A 22,474-nucleotide genomic window follows, 5' to 3' on the forward strand; every position below is an offset into this window, starting at 1 on the left:
GAGCGGGCGCTGCGGGCGGCCCCATCCTGATTGCTCGCCCAGAGCCTCCCGAAGCCGTACCGTTGCGCCGCCCAGGCGCTGCCAGCAAGGCGGACCGACTGGCGCGCCTGCGCTTTCATCCCTCGAAATACCCCCCTTTCTCCGCCCTTATCCGCCGATCGGTGCTTGCGTCGAGCGGGAATAATCGCTCTCACTGGAAAGAGGCGCCGTGCCTCAGCCGACTGGAGAGCTTTTGTGGCAGAGGATAGCGACCTCGAGAAAACCGAATCAGCCACTCCCCGGCGCCTGCAGAAGGCGCGCGAGGAAGGGCAGATCGTGCGCTCGCGGGAACTGTCCACGTTTGCGCTGCTCGCGGCGGGGTTCTTCGGCGTGTGGGGGATGTCGGGCAGCATTGGCGACCATTTGCAGAGCATGCTGCGCGCGGCCTTCACGTTCGATCATGCCGGCGCTTTCGAAACCCGCCGCATGATGATCGGCGCGGGCGTGGCGAGTCGCGAAGGGCTCTACGCGCTGCTGCCGATTCTCGGCTTCACCGGCGCGGCCGCGTTGCTTGCGCCGATGGCGCTCGGCGGCTGGCAGTTGTCGGCCAAAGGCCTCGAGCCGAAGTTCGACCGCCTCAATCCGATCGCCGGCCTCGGCAAGATGTTTTCGATCAACGGGCCGATCCAGCTCGGCTTGTCTCTCGTCAAAACGCTGGTAGTCGGGGTGATTGGCGGGACCGCGATCTGGAATCGCCGTGAAGAGATTCTCGCGCTCGCGACCCAGCCATTGCAGCTCGCACTGGCCAACGGCACGCATCTGATCGCCGTGTGCTGTGGCATGACGGTAGCGGGCATGTTCGTCGTCGCCGCGCTCGATGTGCCGTATCAACTGTGGCAGTTCCACAAAAAGCTGCGCATGACGAAGGAAGAAGTGAAGCGCGAACACCGCGAAAGCGAAGGCGATCCGCACGTCAAAGGCCGGATTCGCCAGCAGCAGCGCGCGATTGCTCGCCGCCGCATGATGACCAACGTGCCGAAGGCCGACGTGGTGGTGACCAACCCGACGCACTTTGCCGTGGCGCTGCAATACACCGATGGCGAGATGCGTGCGCCGAAGGTGGTCGCCAAGGGCGTGAACCTGGTGGCCGCGCGGATTCGCGAGATCGCCGCCGAAAACAACGTGCCGTTGCTGGAAGCGCCGCCGCTCGCGCGGGCGCTCTATCACAACGTGGAACTGAACCGCGAGATTCCGGGCCCGCTGTATGGCGCGGTCGCCGAGGTACTCGCGTGGGTGTATCAGTTGCGCCGCTTCAAAACCGAAGGCGGCGCCGTGCCGATGGCGCCGACCGAACTCGACGTGCCCGCGGAACTCGACAAAGGCGGCGTATCGGACGACGAAGCCGATCAGGAAGCCGCCGACACGCTCAACCCTGCCAACCCAGATAACGACGACGCTTCAGGAGCCTCCGCATGAACGCTCGCGCCGGTTTCCTCGCTCGACGGCCCGATGCCTTGAGCGGCACCAATTTGCGCGCCCTCGCCGGGCCGGTGCTGATCTGCATGATCCTCGGCATGATGATTCTGCCGTTGCCGCCGTTCCTGCTGGATCTGCTGTTCACCTTCAACATCGCGCTTTCCGTGATGGTGCTGCTCGTCAGCATGTACACGATGAAGCCGCTCGACTTCGCCGCGTTCCCGAGCGTGCTGCTGTTCTCGACCTTGCTGCGCCTGTCGCTGAACGTGGCGTCCACGCGGGTCGTGCTGCTCGAAGGCCATACCGGCCCCGATGCGGCGGGTCAGGTGATCGAATCGTTCGGCCACTTCCTCGTGGGCGGCAACTTCGCGGTCGGTATCGTCGTCTTCATCATCCTGATGGTGATCAACTTCATGGTGATCACCAAGGGCGCGGGGCGGATCGCGGAAGTGTCCGCGCGCTTCACGCTCGACGCGATGCCCGGCAAGCAGATGGCGATCGACGCCGACCTGAACGCCGGCCTCATCAACGAAGAACAGGCCCGCAAGCGCCGCTCCGAGGTCTCGCAGGAAGCCGAGTTCTACGGCTCGATGGACGGCGCGAGCAAGTTCGTGCGCGGCGATGCGATCGCCGGTTTGCTGATCATGGTGATCAACATCGTCGGCGGCCTGATCGTCGGGATGGTTCAGCACGGCATGGACTTCGCGTCCGCGGGCAAGAACTACACGCTGCTGACCATTGGTGACGGCCTTGTCGCGCAGATCCCTTCGCTGGTGATTTCGACGGCGGCCGGTGTGATCGTGTCGCGCGTCGCGACCAACGAGGACATCGGCACGCAGCTCACTGGCCAGTTGTTCACGAATCCGCGCGTGCTGGTGATTACCGGCTGCATTCTCGTGCTGATGGGCCTGATTCCGGGCATGCCGCACTTCGCGTTTCTGATTCTCGGCGGCGGTCTGATCCAGCTTGGCCGCACCATGAAAAAGCGCGCGGAGGAACGCAAGAACACCACGGCGCTCGTGGATGTCGCACCGGCCGCGATGGCGCCGGTCGAAAACACCGAAGCGAGCTGGGACGACGTGACGATGATCGACACGCTCGGCCTCGAAGTCGGCTACCGGCTGATTCCGCTCGTCGACAAGAACTCGGACGGCGAACTGCTCAAGCGGATCAAGAGCATCCGCAAGAAGTTCGCGCAGGAAATCGGCTTTCTGCCGCCGGTCATTCATATTCGCGACAACCTGGAATTGCGGCCGAACGGCTATCGCATCGCGCTGAAGGGCGTCGAAGTGGGCGTTGGCGAAGCGTATCCGGGCCAGTGGTTGGCGATCAATCCGGGGCAAGTGTCCGCCGCGCTGCCGGGCACACCGACGCAAGACCCCGCGTTCGGCTTGCCGGCCATCTGGATCGACACGAACCTGCGCGAACAGGCGCAGGTGTACGGCTACACGGTGGTCGATTCGAGCACGGTGGTGGCGACGCACCTGAATCACCTCGTGGTCACGCATGCGTCCGAACTGCTCGGCCGTCGGGAAGTGCAGGCACTGCTCGAGCGTATGCAGAAGGACACGCCGTCGCTGGTCGACGATCTGGTGCCGAAGTCGCTGCCGCTCACCACGCTGCAAAAGGTGCTGCAAAACCTGCTGGAAGAGGGTGTGCCGATCCGCGACATGCGCACGATCCTCGAAGCGCTCTCCGAGCACACGCCGAAGATTACCGACGCGCACGATCTCACCGCCGCCGTGCGTCTCGCGTTGGGCCGCGCGATCACGCAGCAGTGGTTCCCGGGCACCGGCGACATGCAAGTGATGGGCCTCGATTCGAATCTCGAACGGGTGTTGTCGCAGGCGCTCTCGACCGGTTCCAATCCCGGTCTCGAACCGGGGCTCGCACACACGCTGCTGAACGAAACCCAGAAGGCGATGACGCGTCAGCAGAACCTTGGGCTCGCGCCGGTGCTGCTGGTGCAGCACGCATTGCGGCCGATGCTCGCGCGCTTCCTGCGCCGCAGCCTGCCGCAGCTGAAGGTGCTGTCGTATGCGGAAGTGCCTGACACGCGCAATATCAAGGTGGTGAATCTGATCGGCGCGCACGGGTAAGACGGATCGTTCACCGAAGGCCGCTTCTGGCCGATGTTCTTTGCCGGCGCTCGATGAGCGCCGGTTTTCATTTCGGCGCCCGATTCTCTATCCGGCAAGCGGACGGCCGCGCCCATGCTCTGCCCGCGAACGCACCGCCGGGCGCGCGGCAAAGGCACGCTTGCGACCGTCGTGCGCGTGAGTTGCTGCACGTTTCCATCGCCCGAATTGCCCACGTTTAACGGTCTTTATCCATCGATCGTGACTCGACGGGTTTCGCAATAATGATCTCAATGGGAAGCGGTATGTTGCCGGTCCGTTAGTCCGTTTACCTCATCGGGGGTCCAGCTTGAACATTCGTAAATTTGTCGGTGCTACCAGTCGTGATGCGCTGCGTCTCGTGCGCGAAGCGTTGGGCGCGGATGCCGTCGTGCTGTCCAATCGCACGATGGACGACGGCAGCGTCGAGATCGTCGCGCTGGCCGACAGCGACCTCGCCGCCATCACGCCGAAAGTCCCGCGCGTGAGCGCCGGCGCACCGCAGGCTGGGCCGATGAATGCCATGGCTGGACAACCCGCGCTGGCCGCACCGCGCGCCATGCCGGCCGCATCGACGATGCAGACGAATCCGTATGCGAGCGGCATGCCTGACGTGTTCTCCTCGGTGTTCGGCGCGAGCCCGGAAGCCGGTGCGGAGAATCAGGGCAACAGCGCTTCCACCGCCCATTCCAGCTTCGCCGACGATGACGCGAACGACGCTCCGCCCACCACCATGAAGCCGGCTGTGAGCGCGCCGAAGGCCGCGCTGCCGGGCACGCCCAAAGCGTCGCCTGCCGCCCCGGTCAAGGCAGCGGCGAGCTCGCCGTCGCAACCGGTCAGCCCCGAGCGGCCGAGCGCTCGTGCCGCGGCTTCGCGTCTCACCGAAGACATCCGCGCCGATCTGCTCAAAGCTGCCGGCGTGCCGGCCGCACCCGTGGCGCCGACTGCCGACGCACAGACGCCGCGCACGATGGCCGAATCGAATCCCTGGCTGATCGACCACGCTCGCCGCATTGCCGCCGAACAACAGCAGCAGGGCGAATACAGCGCGCGTCCCGCCGCGATGACGCCGGCCGCCGCGATGGCCAAGGGCCTCGGCGCCGCCGTCGAACCGGGCAACGCCGCCGCGCCGCAAGCCGTCGATACGCCCGACTGGGCCCGCGAAGGCGCGCAAGCCGCCGCGCGCCGCGCCGCGCAGAAAAACGCACCGCCGCCGTCCTCGCACGACGACGCCCGCACGCCCGCTTCGGTTGCCGAAGCGATCAAGGCGCGCATGGAGCAGGTCGTCAACGACACCGTGATGAGCGAACTGTCGTCGATGCGCGGAATGATGGAAGAACACTTTGCCGGCCTGCTGTGGGGCGAGCGCCAGCGCCGCAACCCGGCGCGCGCCGCGCTCACCAAGCATCTGTTCGCCGCGGGTTTTTCCGCGCAGCTCGTGCAGATGATGGTCGACAACCTGCCGGACGACATCGAGAGCATGGAAGGCGGCATGGATTGGGTGCGCTCGGTACTCGAATCGAACCTGCCGGTGATGGAAGACGAGGACGCGCTGATGGAGCGCGGCGGCGTATTCGCGCTGATGGGCCCGACGGGCGTCGGCAAGACGACGACGACCGCCAAGCTCGCCGCGCGCTGCGTGATGCGCTTCGGCGCCAGCAAGGTCGCATTGCTCACCACCGACAGCTACCGGATCGGCGGCCACGAACAACTGCGCATCTTCGGCAAGATTCTCGGCGTGTCGGTGCACGCGGTGAAAGACGGCGCCGACCTGCAACTCGCGCTCTCCGAATTGCGCAACAAGCACATCGTGCTGATCGACACGATCGGCATGAGCCAGCGCGACCGCCTCGTCTCCGATCAGATCGCCATGCTGTGCCACGCCGGTCAGCCGGTGCAGCGCCTGTTGCTGCTCAACGCGACGAGCCACGGCGACACGCTCAACGAGGTCGTGCAGGCCTATCAGCGCGCGCCCGACCAACAGCCGCTCGCCGGCTGCATTCTGACCAAGCTCGACGAAGCCACCAACCTGGGCGGCGTGCTCGATACGGTGATCCGCTACAAGCTGCCGGTGCACTACGTGTCGACCGGTCAGAAGGTGCCGGAGAACCTGTACGTCGCGACCCGCAAATTCCTGATCAAGAGCACCTTCTGCATACCGCGCGACAACTCGCCGTTCGTGCCGCACGACGACGACATTCCGGGATTGCTGTCCGCGTTGTCCGCGCGCTCGACGGCCGAATTGCACGAGGTCCGCTTTGGATAAGCTCATCTCCGATCAGGCTGAAGGACTGCGGCGGATGCTGGCGCGCAGCGGCTCGCGCGTGATTGCGGTGACGGCCGGTTCGGCCGGCGCCGGCTCTACGACGACGGTGGTGAACCTTGCCGCCGCGCTGGCGCAGCAGGGCAAGGACGTGCTGGTGATCGACGAATGCCTCGGCGAGAAGTCGGTGAGCGCGATGCTCGGCGGCGTACGCGGCGCAGGCAATTTCGCCGCCGTGATGCGCGGCGAGATGACGCTCGACGACGCTGCCGCGCGCAACGCGCTCGGCTTCTCGGTACTGGCCGCCTCGCGGCTGAATCGTGAGGGTCACACCGCCGCGGAATTAGGTGTGGTGCTGCGCGGCTCCGCCGACGTCGTGCTGATCGATGCGCAACTCGATCCGCAAGGCCACCTGTCGGCGCTCGCGAAACAGGCGCACGACGTGATGATCGTCACGCGCATGGCCGCGCAGGCCATCACCGACGCGTACGCATGCATGAAGCGCCTGCACTACGGCCATGCGATCGCGCAGTTCCGGGTGCTGGTGAACTACGTGCAGAGCGTGAACGACGCGCATACCGCCTTTGCAAACCTGGCCGGCGTGGCCGGGCGCTACCTGACGGTCGCGCTGGAAGACGCCGGTTGTATTGCCGCCGATGCGCGGATGGCGCGAGCCCTGGAGTTGTCGCGTTGTGTCGTCGATGCGTTCCCGTCGACACCGGCTGCGCGCGACTACCGGCATCTCGCCGCCGAATTGCAGTACTGGCCGATGCGGTCAGCGATGTCGTCGCAAACGCCCTGGATGGCGCCTGCGACAGTTACAGCGGCGCAACACGCCGACCAACCGTCTGCGCAGCACGCCTGAGAGGCGGCACAAGGACAAGGGGAGCACGATGTATAACGCTCAGGGAAAGATTTCCCAAGCCGAAGTTCTGACCAAGTACGCACCGCTCGTGCGTCGCCTCGGCTTGCAGCTCGTCGCGAAGATGCCGGCGAGCGTCGATCTCGACGACCTGATCCAGGCCGGCATGATTGGACTTCTGGACGCGGCGAGCCGCTACAAGGAAGACCAGGGCGCGCAGTTCGAGACGTATGCCAGCCAGCGGATTCGCGGCGCGATGCTCGACGAATTGCGCAGCAACGACTGGTTGCCGCGCAGCTTGCGGCGCACCTCGCGCGAAGTGGAAACGGCGGTGCACAAGGTGGAGCAGAACCTGGGCCGCTCAGCGAGCGAAACGGAGATTGCCGAACACCTGCAAATGCCGCTCGATGAGTATCAGTCGATGCTGCAGGATCTGCATGGCAGCCAGCTGATCTATTACGAAGACTTCGACCGTTCGGCGGACGACGAGCCGTTCCTCGACCGCTACTGCGTCGATCATTCGGACCCGCTGTCGGCGCTGCTCGACGACAGCCTGCGCTCGGCGCTGGTGGAGGCGATCGATCGCCTGCCGGAGCGCGAGAAGCTGCTGATGTCGCTGTACTACGAACGCGGCATGAACCTGCGTGAAATTGGCGCGGTGATGGAAGTGAGCGAATCGCGAGTGTGCCAGTTGCACAGCCAGGCCGTGGCCCGTTTGCGCACGCGCTTGCGCGAGATGGCTTGGGCGAACGCCGAGGCAACCTGAAGCGCGGGTTCAGTGTTTCAACGCGCGAGCAATTCGCCAGGTGAGCGGCGGGACTGAACCCCGGCCGCTTCACACCTAAGCCATTTCATGTTCCGCGGCGAGCGCCAGAAAGGCCGAGCGCGACATGCCACGTGTCTGGGCGTAAGTGTCGATCTCCTGAACGAGCACCTCAGGCAGTGAGATATTGATACGCACCGCCTTCTTCAAGGCGGGAATATTCCGGGTGGCGACGAATCCCCACGCGAAACCCGTGTACTCGGGATTGCGCTGATGCTCAGGGAGCGTGAGTCGCGCGGGAATCGGCAAGCCCTCGTCGAGCAGTACGTCCAGATGTGCCTCGATAGCTTCTTTCGCATTCGCGTAGGCTTCTTCCAGCGTATCGCCCGCGGCGTAGCAGCCGGGAATGTCGGGCACGACAACGCCGAACGCGTGATCCTCGTCGCCCGATTCAATCGCGATCGGGAAAATCAGGTTTTTCATTTCGTGCCCGCCTGTTTCAGGATGCTGTTCAATGTGCCGGGCGGAAGATCTTGCTTTGGGTGCGGGATGGTCACGAGACCGGATCTTGCCGCGTGACGGAAATGATAGTGGCCGCCCGATATGCGGATCAGCCGCCGACCAGCCGCTTGAATCAATTTGACGACCTCGGCACTTTTCATACTGCGCTCCTTGAATCATACACACGATTACACAACCTCGCTAGGGGGTAGCTCTCCGCCGATACGCGTCCGGGCAGCCTTAAAAAAGCTTGGGACGGCGGGGAGAATCAGTAAGGGGAAGTAGTGATTTCAACGCGGCCAGGAGATTCGCGCCACCTGGCCGGATGGCTAACGCGTGGCTGAAGAAGTCGGGCACGCGCAGAGGAGAGGCCTGAAAAGCAAAAAGGGCTCGTCAAAGACGAGCCCTCGAACTGCTGATTGCAAACCACCTGTTTCGACCGGACCCGCGGGTCAGGCCATGCGGGTCGAGCGACAATCTTTACACGGCGGGACGCGCCGGAATGCGGCCATCCGGGCCATAAAAACCGACTTTCTGCGGCACGGCCACTTGCAGCGCCGTCAGCGCCCGCTGGTTGTAGTCCATCCGCACGCGGATCAGTTCACCGTTGCTGGTGTTGTTCCGTCGCGCGCGTTCGGCGGCCTTTTGCAGCAGCGACCATTGTTCGGCGACGCGCGCGTCGGCGCTGGCCGCGAGTTCCATGCCGGGCCAGCCGGCGGGAAAGCCCATCTCGGCGAGCAATCCGTCACGCGTGGTTTCGAGCCTCGCGAGTACGCCGATCAGTTCGGTTTTCTGCTCGACGATCGGCGGCAGCAGTTCCAGCGGCGACAAGGCGGTGAGCGCCTTGGTCTCGAGCGTCAGAATCGAGGCGAACGCCTCGACGGCCGAATATTCTTCGACGAGGGTGGCAAGCAGGGCGTCTTTCATCTCAACAACTCGCTGAACACGGCGGCTCGCGCATGCTTCGCGAGCCGGGTTTGTCGAACGCCGCCCGGCACTTCACCGTACTTCGATGCGTCGATCAGTTGCCGGTCGACGAGGTTTTGCTTTGCAACAATTCGCGCGCGGTGTTCAGCACGCCGTCGGCGATCTTGCCGGAATCGATCTTCAGCGAGCCGTCCTTGATGGCCTGCTTGATCGACTCGACGTGCGCCGTGTCGATGTCGGCCGAGCCGGACGCCGCGAGACTGCGCAGATGCTGCGACAGACCCGACAGGCTGACGCTGGCGTCGCCCGAACCGCTGGTGGTGGCCGGCGAGCTCGTGCCCGCACTCTGCGCGTTGCTGTTCGCGGTCGTCGCATCGCTTTGTTGCGAGCGGGACAGGGCGTCTTTCAACGTCGGCAGATTCGAATTGGTTGTGGAATCGACTTTCACGATTGGCTTCCTGAACGATTTGATCCTTATAACGGCTACCGCTGATCAAAACTTTAGCGCAGTCGATCCAGGCGTTACCTTTCCTTACATCTCGAAACAACCCTCTCGTGGGTCCGATTTCTGTCCCGTCCGTCGTGCCGCCCGCGCGAGCCGCAACGGGCATTGCGCGATGAACCGGCACGGCGTGCGCGTCCCGGTGTTTCACAGCTGAATCTCCACGGTCGAGCCGTCTTTCACGATGCCGGAAATGATCTGGCCGTTGGCCGTCTTGACCCGCACCTGCTGGCCCGGAGACGCGTTGTTCATCGCGCTACCTTCCGCCGAAATCGCGAAACCTTCGCCCGCCGCGACAACCCGCACCGTCTGTCCGATCGACACCGCCGACGCGCTTTTCAGCATGTCACGGCGCAGCGGCATGCCGCCGGCGACCCGCGTGAGCGTGACCGAGCCGACCGCCTGCGAAGGGTCCGTGACGATGGCTTGCGGCAAGCCCGTCAGGTCGCCGTCGCGCGCGACGAGATCGGCGGCAGTGAGCACTTCGCCTGGCGCCATGGCACGGGCGGCCAGATAGTAGGTGGCGTGCAGCGAGATGCGCGCCTGCAGATAAATGGTCCACGGGCGCTCGCCCGCGCAGCGCACGCCAACGGTCATGCGGCCCCACAGACGCGCGCCGCTCGGCATGAACGGCTCGAGCGTCGAACATTGCGCGAGACCGCGCGGAAACGCCGGCGCCACGGTGATGTCGACCTTGCCGGGCAAGCCGGCGGATTGCTGTTGCAGGAAACCGAGTGCGGCGCTGCGGATCGCTTCCGGATCCTGCTGGCCGGGCAGCGGCAGAGCCTGTGCAATCGTCGCGGGACGCAGATTCTGTTGGGCGACGGCAGGTGCGACAGGCCGCGTCGCCGACGCACGAGCAATCGCCGGCGCAGCCGGGACAGCAGCCGGAACCGCTGCCGGAGCGGCGACCGCCCTGGTCACGACCGGCTTGCCGTTCGCGCCTAACTGCGGCGGCTCACCGCGTGAAGCCAGGCTGTCGAAGCCCGCTGACGCCGACGCCGACGCCGACGCGCCGGCGGCCGCGGCGAGCGGAGCGTTGGCGGCCACCGGCTGGACGCCCGCGGTTTGCCGCGCGCTGTTTAACTGCGGTGCGGGCGTCACCACGACGGGCACCACCTGACGCGACCCCGACACCACGTTGACTCTTGCGACAGCGTCCGCCCTATTGGCGCTGCCCGGCGCGGGAATCGTCACGACACCGTTGGCGTCGGGTTTGAAGTTGGTGCGGACCATTTGCGGCGCGGCCGGCGGTTCGCCCGCGCCTGGAATGACGATCGAGCCGCTCGCATTGGCGGCACGCGTGAATGAATCGGCGTCGCGAGCCGTCGGACCCGGCGTGAGCGACTGCGCGGTGGCGGCGGCCAGCGTGGCAGCGGAGCCGGCGCGCTTCGCAGGCGTGGCCTGCATGTGCTCAGCCAGATCGGCGAGCGCGGCCGGATTCTTTTCTCCGGGGCCGGGAATCACGATCGGGCCGCCCGCTTCCTGAGCCTGGCCGCTGGCCGGCAGCAGCACGATGCCGCCGGCGACCCACACCGTCAGACTCACCGCGAGGCGAGTCAGGAGACGCGAGACGGCCCGCGCGGCACGCCGTGCGGCGTGAGCGCCCGCACCGACGCGATGCGCCGCCGTGCGGTTTGCGCGGTGCGTCGGATCGAAGGTGGGCTGGTCCATCGTGTTTCTCCATCGAATGCATCGGTACGCCTTGCATTCTAGTGAGCGCCCCCTTTGCGCAAACGTTGAATAGAAGCCCCCTTTCCCGGTTATTCGTCCGATTGCCGCTTGCGTTCGGCCCATAAGATGCACCTCATGCAAAAAGGTCTTCCCGCCTGGCGCAGTCCTCTCGCGAGGCACGCATGGGAAGCCTCGGGAACGTTCTCCGGAGATTCTTATGCTGGACAAACTCGATGCCGAATTCGCCTTTGGCCGTGAAGCGCTCGATGTGCGCGCCTACCGGCAGGAGCTGTTGTCGTCGAATATCGCCAACGCCGATACCCCCGGGTACAAGGCGCGCGACGTCGACTTCGCCTCGTCGCTCGCCGGCGCGCTGAAGAAGGCCGGCGGCAGCGCCGGCACCGCCGCGTCGAACAACTCGACGCTGGCCATGACGCAGCCCGCGGGCGTGACGAGCGGTATGTCGATGGCGTCGACCGCGCCGGGCCATATGGCCGGCAAGTCGACGCTGACGCCAACCGGCGGCACGTCCGACGACTACGGCAATCTGCAATACCGCGTGCCGACACAACCCGCGCTCGACGGCAACACGGTCGACATCGACACGGAGCGGGTGCAGTTCGCGGATAACACGCTGCACTTCGAATCGGGCATGACGGTGTTGTCCAGCCAGATCAAAACGATGCTGTCGGCGATCCAGTCGGGCTCGTAAGAAGCCACGGCGACAGACTCAGCGGTACGCAAGAACAATCGCTACGGGAATTAACTTGAAACCGGCTCAACCCGGTGGGAGAGAGGTCAGGAAACCATGCCATCCCTGATGAACATTTTTGGTGTTGCAGGCTCCGCGATGTCCGCGCAGTCGCAGCGGCTCAACGTGACGGCGTCGAATCTCGCCAACGCGGACAGCACGACCGGCCCGGACGGCCAGCCCTATAAGGCCAAGCAGGTCGTGTTCGCGGTCAGCCCGCTCGGCGGCGCGCGCACGGCTTCCGGCCAGCAGGTCGGCGGCGTGCAGGTGACCGGCGTGGTCGACGACCCGACGCCGATGAAGACCGCCTACGACCCCGGCAATCCGGCCGCGAATTCGGACGGCTACGTCACGTTGCCGAACGTCGATCCGGTGCAGGAAATGGTCAACATGATTTCGGCCTCGCGCTCGTACCAGGCCAACGTCGAGACCCTGAACACCGCCAAGACACTGATGCTGAAAACGCTCACGATCGGAACCTGAGGAGAGCTCCTTGACCACCAACACCACCATCGGCAGCAGCGGCACGAACGTGTCGCAAACGCTGCTCGATACGATGAACGGCACGAACAGTGCCTCGAGTTCCACGAGCTCGACGGGCAGCACCTCGGGCACGTCGGCGACGGATCTGCAGAACACCTTCCTGCAATTGCTCGTCGCGCAGTTGAAGAACCAGGACCCGACCAATCCGATGGACAGCTCGCAAATGACCTCGCAGCTGGCGCAGATCAACACGGTCTCAGGCATCAGCCAGTTGAACACGACGCTCAGCTCGCTCGCCACGCAGATGTCGGCAGGCCAGCAGTCGCAAGCGGCGCTGCTGATCGGCTCGACCGTGCTCGCTCCGGGCAGCTCCGTGTCGGTCGCGAGCGGCAAGGCCGGCGCGTTCGGCGTGCAGCTCGCCAACTCGGTGGGCGATCTGCAGGTCGTCGTGAAGAACTCGGCGGGCACGATCGTCAACACGATCGACCTGGGCAAGCAGTCGGCCGGCACGATTCCGGTGGGCTGGACGCCGACCGATACGGCCGGCAATACGCTGCCGGACGGCACTTACACGATCAGCGCGGTCGGCACGATCAACGGTCAGCAGGCCACGGCCACCACGCTCACGGGTGCGACGGTGCAAAGCGTCGTCATGCAGAACGGTGCGCCGGGCCTCGTGCTCTCGAACGGCTCGACGGTCGGCCTGACCAGCGTCGCCGCCATCCTCTGATTCAGATTCAGTCAGTCACGACTTTCCAGATACGGAGACCGTCATGGGTTACCAACAAGGTTTGAGTGGTTTGTCGGCATCGTCGAGCGATCTCGATGTGATCGGCAACAACATTGCCAACGCGAATACGGTTGGCTTCAAGAGCGGCGCCGCGCAATTCGCCGATATGTACGCCAATTCCGTGGCGACGGCGGTGGGCAACCAGGTCGGCATCGGCACGAAGCTCGCCGAAGTTCAGCAGCAGTTCTCGCAAGGGACGATCACGAGCACCAACCAGGCGCTCGACGTCGCGATCAACGGCAACGGCTTCTTCCAGCTGTCGAACAACGGCTCGCTGGTGTACTCGCGCAACGGCGTGTTCCAGCTCGACAAGAACGGCTACATCACCAACGCACAGGGCCTGCAACTGATGGGCTACGCGGCGAACAGCTCGGGCATCATCAACACCGCGCAGACCGTGCCGCTCACCGTGCCGACCGCGAACATCGCACCGCAGGCGACCACCAAGATCGTCGCCGGCCTGAACCTGAACGCGCAGGATCCGCTGATGCTCGGCACGCCGACCGTCACGCCGACGCTCGCCGGCGGCAGCACGCTCACCACGCCCGGCGCGACCATCACGAACACTGCGTCGGGTACGAACAACGACAACTACACCGTCAACTTCACGAGCCCGACGACCTACACAGTGACCGACACGACGCTCGGCACGACGTCCGCCGCCGCGACGTACACGGCGGGCTCCGCGATCTCGCTGGGCAACGGCCAGACCATCACGTTCAACGGCACGCCGGCGACCGGCGACAGCGTCGCGATTGCGCCGACACCCGTGGCGTTCAACCAGAACAGCTCGTCGACGTACAACTACTCGACCAGCACGACGGTCTATGACTCGCTCGGCGGCTCGCAAACGGTCAACATGTACTTCGCCAAGACCTCGGCCGGTACGTGGAACGTGTACGCGGGCACCTCGACCGGCACGGCGAGCCTGATCGGCCACGCGAACTTCAACTCGTCGGGCACGTTGCTCGGCACGACGACCGCGGCCGGCGTCGCGACCACCACGCCGTTCGCCTACAACTTCTCGATCCCGACCACCGACGGTTCGTCGACGCCGCAGAACCTGACGCTGAACATCGCCGGCACGACGCAGTACGGCGGCAAGGACGGCGTGAACTCGCTGCAGCCCGACGGCTACGCAGCGGGCACGCTGACGAGCTTCACGATCGGCGCCGACGGCACGCTGACCGGCAACTATTCGAACCAGCAAACTGCGGCCCTCGGCCAGATCGTGCTGGCGAACTTCTCGAACCAGAACGGTCTCGTGAACCTCGGCAATAACGAGTTCCAGCAGACCTCGCAATCGGGCGTCGCGCAGATTTCGGCGCCGGGCTCGACCAACCACGGCGTGCTGCAAGGCGGCGCGGTGGAAAACTCGAACGTCGATCTGACGAGCGAACTGGTGAACCTGATCACCGCGCAGCGCAACTATCAAGCGAACGCGCAGACGATCAAGACCCAGCAGACCGTCGACCAGACCCTGATCAACCTGTAAGCGACCGGGACCCACCCATCATGGATCGGCTGATCTACACCGCGATGTCGGGCAGCACGCAAGCGCTCGAACAGCAGGCTATCGTCGCGAACAACCTGGCCAATGCATCGACCACCGGTTTTCGCGCGCAACTGGCGACTTTCCGTGCCGTGCCGATGTCGTTCGGCGACGGCAGTTCGATCAACGACAACACCACCCGCACCTTCGTGCTGTCGTCGACGCCGGGCGCGGACTACACGCCGGGGCCGATCCAGCAGACGGGCAACCCGCTCGACGTGGCGATTCAAGGGCCGGGCTGGCTGGCGGTGCAAACCACCGACGGCGGCGAGGCTTACACGCGCGCCGGCAATCTGCATATCGACGAAAACGGTCAACTGGTGAACGCCACCAATCAGGTGGTGCTCGGCAACGGCGGCCCGGTGTCGGTGCCGCCGGGCGCGCAAATCACTATCGGCAAGGACGGCACGGTGTCCGCGCTGACCCCGGGTGATCCGCCCACCGCGGTGGTGACGGTCGATCAGCTGAAGCTGGTGAATCCGGATCCGCAAACCATGACGCGCGGCGACGATGGTCTCTTTCGCACCGGCGACGGCAACGCCGCCGACGCCGACCCGACCGTCACGCTGGCGCCGGCTTCGCTCGAAGGCAGCAACGTGAATCCGGTCAGCGCGATGGTCTCGATGATCACCAATGCGCGTCAGTTCCAGATGCAGACCAAGCTGCTGGAAAGCGCCGACAAGAACGACCAGTCCGCCAACCAGCTGCTCAGCTTTAGCTAATGGGCGCTTAGGCGCCTTGGAGAAGAACCATGAATCGCTCACTCTACATCGCCGCCACCGGCATGAATGCGCAACAGGCGCAGATGGACGTGATCTCGAACAACCTTGCGAACGTCAGCACCAACGGCTTCAAGGGCTCGCGCGCGGTGTTCGAGGATCTGCTGTATCAGACCATCCGCCAGCCGGGCGCGAATTCGACGCAGAACACCGAACTGCCGTCCGGCATCCAGCTCGGCACGGGCGTGCAGCAGGTCGCCACCGAGCGTCTGTACACGCAGGGCAACCTGCAGCAGACCGGCAACTCGAAAGACGTCGCCATTAACGGACAAGGCTTTTTCCAGGTGCAGATGCCCGACGGCACGACCGCCTATACCCGCGACGGCTCGTTCCAGACCAACGCGCAAGGCCAGCTCGTGACTTCGAGCGGCTACCAGGTCATTCCGGCGATCACGATCCCGAACAACGCGACGTCGCTCACCATCGGCAGCGACGGTGTGGTGTCGATCACGGTTGCCGGCTCGACCAACAGCCAGCAGCTCGGCTCGATGCAGATCGCGACTTTCATCAACCCGGCCGGCCTCGATGCGAAGGGTGAAAACCTGTTCGCGGAAACTGCTTCGTCGGGCGCGCCGAATGTCGCGCAGCCGGGCCTGAACGGCGCCGGCACGCTGAATCAGGGCTACGTGGAAGCATCGAACGTGAACGTGGTGCAGGAACTGGTGAACATGATCCAGACGCAACGCGCTTACGAAATCAACAGCAAGGCCGTGACGACCTCCGACCAGATGCTGCAGACCCTGAGCCAGATGCAGGTTTAAGGCTCGAGGGACTGGAATTAACAGGCGGTAATCATGATGTCGCACTTCACTCGCAATCCGGTTCATTCGCGCACCGCTCAGGCGCTCGTGCAGCTCACGCTGCTCGCCGCCCTGGGTGGCTGCGGCCTCGTGCCGAAGCAGCCGATCACGCAGCAACCGATGACAGCGCTGCCGCCGATGCCGCCTTCGGCGCAGTCGCCGGGCTCGATCTACAACCCGGGTTATGCGGGCCGGCCGCTGTTCGAAGACCAGCGGCCGCGCAATGTCGGCGACATCCTGACGATCGTGATCCAGGAAAACGTCAACGCAACGAAGTCGTCGGGTGCGGGCGTCAACCGCAGCGGCAACACCAACTTCGACGTACCGACTGCCGGCTTCCTCAGCGGCCTGTTCGGCAAGGTCAACCTGAGTGCGAACGGCGCCAACAAGTTCGCCGCGACAGGCGGTGCGAATGCGTCGAACACGTTCAGCGGCGTGATCACCGTCACCGTGACGGGCGTGCTGCCGAACGGCAACCTGATGGTGAGCGGCGAGAAGCAGATGCTGATCAACCAGGGTAACGAATTCGTGCGCTTTTCCGGTGTGGTGAACCCGAACACGATCTCCAACCTGAACGCCGTGTACTCGACCCAGGTCGCCGACGCGAAGATCGAATATTCCGCGAAGGGCTATATCGACGAATCCCAGAACATGGGCTTCCTGCAGCGCTTCTTCCTCAACGTGTCGCCGTGGTGATCATGCGTACCGTCTTTTCCCGCACCCGCCTCGCGCGATTCGCCGGCTTCGGCCGCGTGCTCGCCTTCGTCGCGCTCGCCTGCGCGGCGCTGCCGGCGGTGACGCCTGCCCACGCCGAACGTCTGAAGGACCTCGTGCAGATCCAGGGCGTGCGCGACAATCCGTTGATCGGCTATGGCCTCGTCGTCGGCCTCGACGGGACGGGCGACCAGACCACCCAGACGCCGTTCACCACGCAGACACTCGCCAACATGCTGGCGAACCTCGGCATCTCGATCAACAATCAGGCGGCCGGCTCCAGCAATTCGCAGTCGTCGCTGTCGAACATCCAGTTGAAGAACGTCGCCGCGGTGATGGTGACGGCGGTGCTGCCGCCGTTCGCGCGTCCGGGCGAAGCGATCGACGTCACCGTGTCTTCGCTCGGCAATGCGAAGAGCCTGCGCGGCGGCACGTTGCTGCTCACGCCGCTGAAGGGCGCCGACGGCCAGGTGTATGCGCTCGGCCAGGGCAATCTCGCGGTCGGCGGCGCGGGCGCCAGCGCGAACGGCAGCAAGGTGCAGGTGAATACGCTGGCCGCGGGCCGCATTGCCGGCGGCGCGATCGTCGAACGCGCGGTGCCGACTTCGGTGTCGCAAGCGGGCACCATGCAGCTCGACCTGAACGAAATGGACTACGACACCACGCAGCGCGTGGTGGCAGCGGTGAACAACGCGTTCGGCGGCGGCACGGCGACCGCGCTCGACGGCCGCACGATTCAACTGCACGCGCCGAGCGATCCGGAGCAGCAGGTCGCCTTCATGGCGCAATTGCAGAACCTCGACGTCAAGCCGGCGCAAGCGGCCGCGAAGGTGATCCTGAACGCGCGCACCGGCTCGATCGTGATGAACCAGATGGTCACGCTGCAGAACTGCGCGGTGGCGCACGGCAATCTCTCGGTCGTGATCAATACGCAGCCGGTGGTGAGCCAGCCGGGCGCGTTTTCGAACGGCCAGACGGTGGTCGCCAAGCAGTCGCAGATCCAGATGAAGCAGGACAACGGCGCACTGAAGCTCGTGACCGCCGGCGCCAATCTCGCCGAAGTGGTGAAGGCGCTCAACGCATTGGGTGCGACGCCCGCGGATCTGATGTCGATCCTGCAGGCGATGAAAGCGGCGGGCGCTCTGCGCGCCGACCTGGAAATCATCTAAGGAAGACACAGGATGAATTCGGATACGACCAATTCCGCCGCTTCGGCGAACGACCTGACCCAGCGCTTCGCGCTGGACGTGCAGGGCTTTGCGAAGTTGAGCGCTCAGGCCAAGGCTTCGCCGCAAGCCGGCATGAAGATGGCCGCGCAGCAGTTCGACGCGGTGTTCACGCAAATGATGTTGAAGAGCATGCGCGACGCGACCCCGCAAGACGGTCCGTTCGATTCGCACGACAGCGCCACCTTCACGTCGATGATGGATCAACAGTTGTCGCAGCAGCTTTCGCAAAAGGGCATCGGCGTGGCCGACGCCATGCTCAAGCAGATGATGCGCAATCAGGGCATGCAGGTGGGCGGCGGCGCAAATGGCGCGGGCGGCCTCGCCGGCATGGCCAACGCATTGGGCGGCGGCAGCGGCGGCGACGAAGGCCAGACCGCGGCGCTCAATGCGCTCGCCAAGGCCTACGGCAACGCTCAGGCCAATGGCCAGTTGGCGATGGGCAAAGGCTACTCGGCCAACAGCGCGCTCACACCGCCGCTCAAGGGCGACGGCACTTCGCCGAAGGTCGACGCATTCGTCGACAAGCTCGCCGAGCCGGCGCAGGCGGCCAGCGCGGCGACCGGCATTCCGGCGCGCTTCATCATCGGTCAGGCCGCGCTCGAATCGGGCTGGGGCAAGAGCGAGATCAAAAAGTCGGACGGTTCGACCAGCCATAACGTGTTCGGCATCAAGGCGACCAAGGACTGGACTGGCAAAACCGTGTCGACGGTCACGACCGAATATGTGAACGGCAAGCCGCAGCGTGTTGTCGAAAAATTCCGTGCATACGACTCGTATCAGGAAGCCATGACCGACTACGCGAGCCTGCTCAAAGGCAATCCACGTTATGCGCAGGTGATCAATTCGGCGCACGACGTGAACGGTTTTGCCAATGGCATGCAACGCGCCGGTTACGCCACCGATCCGCATTACGCGAAAAAACTGATGTCCATCATGCAGAAAATGGGCTGATCCACGCCCATGCGGTTTGAATCAGCCGGGCATTGAATCGAAATAAACGCCATGCACGCGACGGGGCCAGGTGCATAACAAGACGGAGACGGCCGGCTGCCCATGGGCGGCCGGTCCACCCGCGAAAGGCGTGAGGTGTGTTTAACGTTTGCGCAAATAATTCATGGCACGCCCCTAAATTTTGGCCGGACGCTGCCGCTAATGAGTTAGACCCAATACCGGAAAACGTTGTAATGTCCGGTTTGATGCGCGTGCTGCGGCTTCGAGGAAGACCGCGTGAAAGCCCTGCCAGGAGCCTTGGCACGCGCCCGCAAGAACAAGCATACCGGCAAGCCCATGGATACTACCCAGTTGAACGGCCAGACCGACACACCCGGCCAGCTGCACGCAGCGACCGACGAAGGCGTCAACGATTTTGGCCGGCGCAATCCGCTGGAGATTGGCGTTCAGTTGCGCAATCTCGTCAATCGCGGCGATTTCCTCACCGTTCAATACGCAGGCGGACAGCTCGTCACGCGTCTGCTCGAAGTCGACGTGCGCGGACGCACTTTCACGTTCGATTGGGGCGCACTATCCGATCAGAACCGCGGCCTGCTCGGCGCACCCGGCTGCCAGTTCCATGCGCAGCCGGATGGCGTGCGCGTAGAGTTCGCCACCACCACACCGCGCGAAACCCGTTTCGAAGGACTGCCCGCATTCGAGGCCGACTTCCCCGAGGTGCTGTTCTACGTGCAGCGCCGCGAGTATTTCCGTGTCGATGCGCCGATTCTCGATCCGTACATGTGCACCGGCCGTTTGCCCGAAGGCGATACGTTCCGCTTCGAAGTGCACGACCTCTCGCTCGGCGGCGTCGGCATGCGCACCGCCGACGAACGCGTGGCCGAATTGCCGATGGGCACGCGCCTCATGGATTGCGAATTGTTGCTCGGCGCGCTCGGCCGGCTCTCGCTCGATCTGCAACTCGTGTCGCATCGCTCCACCGCGCTGCCGAACGGCACGCAGCGTTATCAACTCGGCTTCCGTTTTCTGGCGCTGCCGGGCAGTGCGGAAAACACGCTGCAACGCCTGATTACGCAACTCGAAATGAAGCGCCGTTCGCTGGTGCGCTAACTGAAATGCTGGATCACCGGTGCGTGAGCGGGACTGCTCGCGCACCATTCGCTTGCCGTTCATCACCCTTGCTTCATCACCCTGTTTTTCGCGCCGTCCGCATGCTCATGCGCGACGAGTGACGAACCCGGCAGGCTAGCCTCGCAAACGTTGAAACAAACGTCGAACACACATCGGAATGACCTCAATTTTTCCCTGTTGAGGCCGTTAAACAGAATGTTCAAGTAACGCGGCGGCATGTGTACGGTGTCGCCCTTCAGGATGACGCATGTCCAATCTCATCAATCTCGGCCTCAGTGGACTGAACGCAGCCCAGTGGGGACTCACGACGACCGGCCAGAACATCAGCAACGCGTCGACGCCAGGCTATACCATCGAAACGCCGGTGTACGCGGAAAGCGGTGGCCAGTACACGGGCTCGGGCTATTTGCCGCAAGGCGTTTCGACCACGACCGTTACGCGCCAGTACAGCCAGTATCTGACTACCGAGCTGAACAACGCGCAGAGCTCGGGCAGCTCGCTGTCGACGTACAACACGCTGATTTCGCAGCTGAATAATCTGATCGGCAGTCCGACTGCGGGGATTGCGAGTGCGATCACCAGCTATTTCACCGGCTTGCAGAACGTCTCGAACAATGCGTCGAGTCTGGCTACCCGTCAGACCGCGATGAGCGGCGCGCAGACGCTGGTGAACCAGATCAACGCCGCGGGTCAGCAATACGACGCGCTGCGCCAGAGCGTCAACACGCAGCTCACCAATACCGTGTCGCAGATCAACAGCTATACGCAGCAGATCGCGCAGTTGAACGGGCAGATATCCCAGGCCAGCACGCAGGGGCAGCCGCCCAACCAGTTGCTGGACCAGCGCGATCTCGCCGTGTCCAACCTGTCGCAACTGATCGGCGTGAACGTCGTCAACAGCAACGGTAGCTACAGCGTATTCATGAGCAACGGCCAGCCGCTCGTGTCGTCCAACAACAGCTACAACCTGGGCACCGCGCCTTCGACCGGCGACACCAGTGAACTGTCCGTGCAGTATCTCGGCCAGGCCGGCGCAAACCCGGCGGCGACGCCGCAGAACCTGCCCGACAGCAAAATCGACGGCGGTACGCTCGGCGGCCTGCTCGCGTTCCGCAGCCAGACGCTCGACCCGGGCGAGGCGCAACTCGGCGCGATTGCCGTGAGCTTCTCCGCGCAGGTCAACGCGCAGAACGGCCTGGGTATTACGCTCGCGGGCGCGAAGGGTAGCGCGTTGTTCTCGGTGAGCGGCCCGACGGTCTATGCGAACACGCAGAACACCGGCAACGCGTCGCTGAACGTGTCGTTCGCGAACCCCGCTCAGCCGACCACCGGCGATTACACGCTGGCCTACAACGGCACCACTTACACGCTGACCGACAATTCGACGGGCAGCGTGGTGGGTTCGGCGACCAACCTGAGCCAACCGATCAACGGCCTGAATTTCTCGACCACCGGCACGATGAACGCCGGCGATTCGTTCACGGTCGAGCCGACCCGCGGTGCGCTGAACAGTTTCGCGACCGCCACTACCGACGCATCGGCGATCGCCGCCGCGGCGCCGGTGCTCGCCAACGCCGCGTCGAGCAACACCGGCACCGGCACGATTACGCAGGGCACGGTGACGGCCGGCTACACCATGCCGAATTCGACCACCACGCTGTCGTACGACGGCACGGGACTGTCCGGCTTCCCGGCCGGCTCGACGGTGACGGTGGCCGGTTCGCCCGCCACCACGTATACGATCGCCAGCGCGGCGACCGTGGTGCCGTATTCGTCGGCCACCGGCGCCACGCTCACGATCAACAACGCGACCCTCGGCCAGATGAACAACGTGTCGGTGACGATCAGCGGCGCACCCGCTGCCGGCGACAAGTTCACCATCGGCCCGAACACCGGCGCCACCAACGACGGCCGCAATGCGCTGGCGTTGTCGAACCTGTCCACCGCGAAAGCGATGTCGGGCGGCACGGTCACGCTGACGGGCGCGTATGCGAACTACGTCAACCAGATCGGCAATCAGACCAACCAGATCCAGACCTCGAGCACGGCGCAGAGCTCGCTGGTGACTCAGATCACCACCGCGCAGCAGTCGGTTTCAGGCGTGAACATCAACGAAGAAGCAGCCAACCTGCTTCAGTATCAGCAGCTGTATCAGGCGAACAGCAAGGTCATTCAGACCGCGCAGACCCTGTTCCAGACGATACTCGGCATCTTCCAGTGAGGCGTTGAC

21 protein-coding genes are annotated in these 22,474 nt (G+C 64.4%); 16 read left to right on the forward strand and 5 right to left on the reverse strand.

The annotated features are described in order from the left end of the window. Positions 1-234: 234 nt before the first annotated feature. The 5 genes from flhB (at position 235) to BLW71_RS16845 (ending at position 7,463) form a co-directional block, all read left to right on the forward strand. Complete coding sequence (gene flhB / locus BLW71_RS16825; RefSeq protein WP_091798016.1) at positions 235-1,455, forward strand: flagellar biosynthesis protein FlhB; 1,221 nt, start codon at positions 235-237, stop codon at positions 1,453-1,455. Continuing rightward, complete coding sequence (gene flhA / locus BLW71_RS16830) at positions 1,452-3,554, forward strand: flagellar biosynthesis protein FlhA (RefSeq protein ID WP_091798019.1); 2,103 nt, start codon at positions 1,452-1,454, stop codon at positions 3,552-3,554. The genes flhB and flhA overlap by 4 nt, the downstream gene beginning before the upstream one ends. Positions 3,555-3,882: 328 nt before the next feature. After that, entirely contained in the window at positions 3,883-5,838 is a 1,956-nt protein-coding gene (flhF, locus tag BLW71_RS16835) for a flagellar biosynthesis GTPase FlhF (protein ID WP_091798023.1), read from the forward strand. Continuing rightward, positions 5,831-6,700 (forward strand): nucleotide-binding protein, encoded by an 870-nt coding sequence (locus tag BLW71_RS16840; RefSeq protein ID WP_091798026.1) that lies wholly within the window; start codon positions 5,831-5,833, stop codon positions 6,698-6,700. Before flhF ends, BLW71_RS16840 begins: the two co-directional genes overlap by 8 nt. Positions 6,701-6,728: 28 nt before the next feature. After that, entirely contained in the window at positions 6,729-7,463 is a 735-nt protein-coding gene (locus BLW71_RS16845) for an RNA polymerase sigma factor FliA (protein WP_091798030.1), read from the forward strand. A 75-nt stretch (positions 7,464-7,538) separates the two neighbouring features. Here the strand turns inward: BLW71_RS16845 and BLW71_RS16850 are convergent, their stop codons facing one another. The 5 genes from BLW71_RS16850 to flgA form a co-directional block, all read right to left on the reverse strand. Further along, complete coding sequence (locus tag BLW71_RS16850; protein ID WP_091798033.1) at positions 7,539-7,943, reverse strand: type II toxin-antitoxin system HicB family antitoxin; 405 nt, start codon at positions 7,941-7,943, stop codon at positions 7,539-7,541. Further along, on the reverse strand, positions 7,940-8,122 hold the full coding sequence (locus BLW71_RS16855) for a type II toxin-antitoxin system HicA family toxin (RefSeq protein ID WP_091798036.1): 183 nt from the start codon (positions 8,120-8,122) through the stop codon (positions 7,940-7,942). Before BLW71_RS16855 ends, BLW71_RS16850 begins: the two co-directional genes overlap by 4 nt. A 319-nt stretch (positions 8,123-8,441) precedes the next feature. Then, entirely contained in the window at positions 8,442-8,888 is a 447-nt protein-coding gene (locus BLW71_RS16860) for a flagella synthesis protein FlgN (RefSeq protein WP_091798039.1), read from the reverse strand. Positions 8,889-8,982: 94 nt separating this feature from the next. Beyond that, positions 8,983-9,336 (reverse strand): flagellar biosynthesis anti-sigma factor FlgM, encoded by a 354-nt coding sequence (gene flgM, locus BLW71_RS16865; protein ID WP_091798042.1) that lies wholly within the window; start codon positions 9,334-9,336, stop codon positions 8,983-8,985. 201 nt (positions 9,337-9,537) lie between these two features. Beyond that, complete coding sequence (gene flgA / locus BLW71_RS16870; RefSeq protein WP_091798045.1) at positions 9,538-11,064, reverse strand: flagellar basal body P-ring formation chaperone FlgA; 1,527 nt, start codon at positions 11,062-11,064, stop codon at positions 9,538-9,540. 217 nt (positions 11,065-11,281) lie between these two features. Between flgA and flgB the strand changes: the two genes are divergently transcribed. The 11 genes from flgB to flgK all read left to right on the forward strand — a co-directional run bounded on the left by flgB (position 11,282) and on the right by flgK (position 22,465). After that, on the forward strand, positions 11,282-11,776 hold the full coding sequence (gene flgB, locus BLW71_RS16875) for a flagellar basal body rod protein FlgB (RefSeq protein ID WP_091798048.1): 495 nt from the start codon (positions 11,282-11,284) through the stop codon (positions 11,774-11,776). Between the two features lie 96 nt (positions 11,777-11,872). Beyond that, a complete protein-coding gene (gene flgC, locus BLW71_RS16880) occupies positions 11,873-12,298 on the forward strand; it encodes a flagellar basal body rod protein FlgC (RefSeq protein ID WP_012434707.1) in 426 nt (141 codons plus the stop codon). Positions 12,299-12,308: 10 nt separating this feature from the next. Continuing rightward, positions 12,309-13,028: a flagellar hook assembly protein FlgD gene (locus BLW71_RS16885; RefSeq protein WP_091798051.1), complete on the forward strand. Its 720-nt coding sequence runs from the start codon at positions 12,309-12,311 to the stop codon at positions 13,026-13,028. Between the two features lie 43 nt (positions 13,029-13,071). Next, a complete protein-coding gene (locus BLW71_RS16890) occupies positions 13,072-14,583 on the forward strand; it encodes a flagellar hook protein FlgE (protein WP_091798054.1) in 1,512 nt (503 codons plus the stop codon). Positions 14,584-14,603: 20 nt separating this feature from the next. Beyond that, on the forward strand, positions 14,604-15,362 hold the full coding sequence (gene flgF, locus BLW71_RS16895; RefSeq protein ID WP_091798057.1) for a flagellar basal-body rod protein FlgF: 759 nt from the start codon (positions 14,604-14,606) through the stop codon (positions 15,360-15,362). A gap of 29 nt (positions 15,363-15,391) precedes the next feature. Beyond that, positions 15,392-16,180, forward strand: coding sequence for a flagellar basal-body rod protein FlgG (gene flgG / locus BLW71_RS16900; protein WP_011490205.1), 789 nt, complete (start codon positions 15,392-15,394; stop codon positions 16,178-16,180). A 36-nt stretch (positions 16,181-16,216) separates the two neighbouring features. After that, the gene (gene flgH, locus BLW71_RS16905; RefSeq protein ID WP_091800954.1) at positions 16,217-16,915 is read left to right on the forward strand and encodes a flagellar basal body L-ring protein FlgH; all 699 of its coding nucleotides are present in this window, start codon (positions 16,217-16,219) and stop codon (positions 16,913-16,915) included. A gap of 2 nt (positions 16,916-16,917) precedes the next feature. Continuing rightward, a complete protein-coding gene (locus tag BLW71_RS16910) occupies positions 16,918-18,102 on the forward strand; it encodes a flagellar basal body P-ring protein FlgI (protein ID WP_091800952.1) in 1,185 nt (394 codons plus the stop codon). A 12-nt stretch (positions 18,103-18,114) separates the two neighbouring features. Next, positions 18,115-19,113 (forward strand): flagellar assembly peptidoglycan hydrolase FlgJ, encoded by a 999-nt coding sequence (gene flgJ, locus BLW71_RS16915; protein WP_091798060.1) that lies wholly within the window; start codon positions 18,115-18,117, stop codon positions 19,111-19,113. 336 nt (positions 19,114-19,449) lie between these two features. Further along, complete coding sequence (locus tag BLW71_RS16920; protein ID WP_091800956.1) at positions 19,450-20,223, forward strand: flagellar brake protein; 774 nt, start codon at positions 19,450-19,452, stop codon at positions 20,221-20,223. Between the two features lie 268 nt (positions 20,224-20,491). After that, positions 20,492-22,465 carry a flagellar hook-associated protein FlgK gene (gene flgK, locus BLW71_RS16925; protein WP_091798063.1) on the forward strand — a complete coding sequence of 658 codons (1,974 nt, stop codon included), beginning with the start codon at positions 20,492-20,494 and terminating at the stop codon, positions 22,463-22,465. Positions 22,466-22,474 lie beyond the last annotated feature (9 nt).

Source organism: Burkholderia sp. WP9 (assembly GCF_900104795.1).
GTDB lineage: Bacteria > Pseudomonadota > Gammaproteobacteria > Burkholderiales > Burkholderiaceae > Paraburkholderia.

Bases quoted from the DNA above. Each gene is read 5' to 3' on its own strand.
- flhA (WP_091798019.1), top strand. From the start codon at position 1,452: ATGAACGCTCGCGCCGGTTTCCTCGCTCGACGGCCCGATGCCTTGAGC.
- BLW71_RS16845 (WP_091798030.1), top strand. From the start codon at position 6,729: ATGTATAACGCTCAGGGAAAGATTTCCCAAGCCGAAGTTCTGACCAAG.
- BLW71_RS16850 (WP_091798033.1), bottom strand. From the start codon at position 7,943: ATGAAAAACCTGATTTTCCCGATCGCGATTGAATCGGGCGACGAGGAT.
- BLW71_RS16855 (WP_091798036.1), bottom strand. From the start codon at position 8,122: ATGAAAAGTGCCGAGGTCGTCAAATTGATTCAAGCGGCTGGTCGGCGG.
- BLW71_RS16860 (WP_091798039.1), bottom strand. From the start codon at position 8,888: ATGAAAGACGCCCTGCTTGCCACCCTCGTCGAAGAATATTCGGCCGTC.
- flgA (WP_091798045.1), bottom strand. From the start codon at position 11,064: ATGGACCAGCCCACCTTCGATCCGACGCACCGCGCAAACCGCACGGCG.
- flgB (WP_091798048.1), top strand. From the start codon at position 11,282: ATGCTGGACAAACTCGATGCCGAATTCGCCTTTGGCCGTGAAGCGCTC.
- flgC (WP_012434707.1), top strand. From the start codon at position 11,873: ATGCCATCCCTGATGAACATTTTTGGTGTTGCAGGCTCCGCGATGTCC.
- BLW71_RS16890 (WP_091798054.1), top strand. From the start codon at position 13,072: ATGGGTTACCAACAAGGTTTGAGTGGTTTGTCGGCATCGTCGAGCGAT.
- flgF (WP_091798057.1), top strand. From the start codon at position 14,604: ATGGATCGGCTGATCTACACCGCGATGTCGGGCAGCACGCAAGCGCTC.
- flgG (WP_011490205.1), top strand. From the start codon at position 15,392: ATGAATCGCTCACTCTACATCGCCGCCACCGGCATGAATGCGCAACAG.
- flgH (WP_091800954.1), top strand. From the start codon at position 16,217: ATGTCGCACTTCACTCGCAATCCGGTTCATTCGCGCACCGCTCAGGCG.
- BLW71_RS16910 (WP_091800952.1), top strand. From the start codon at position 16,918: ATGCGTACCGTCTTTTCCCGCACCCGCCTCGCGCGATTCGCCGGCTTC.
- flgJ (WP_091798060.1), top strand. From the start codon at position 18,115: ATGAATTCGGATACGACCAATTCCGCCGCTTCGGCGAACGACCTGACC.
- BLW71_RS16920 (WP_091800956.1), top strand. From the start codon at position 19,450: ATGGATACTACCCAGTTGAACGGCCAGACCGACACACCCGGCCAGCTG.
- flgK (WP_091798063.1), top strand. From the start codon at position 20,492: ATGTCCAATCTCATCAATCTCGGCCTCAGTGGACTGAACGCAGCCCAG.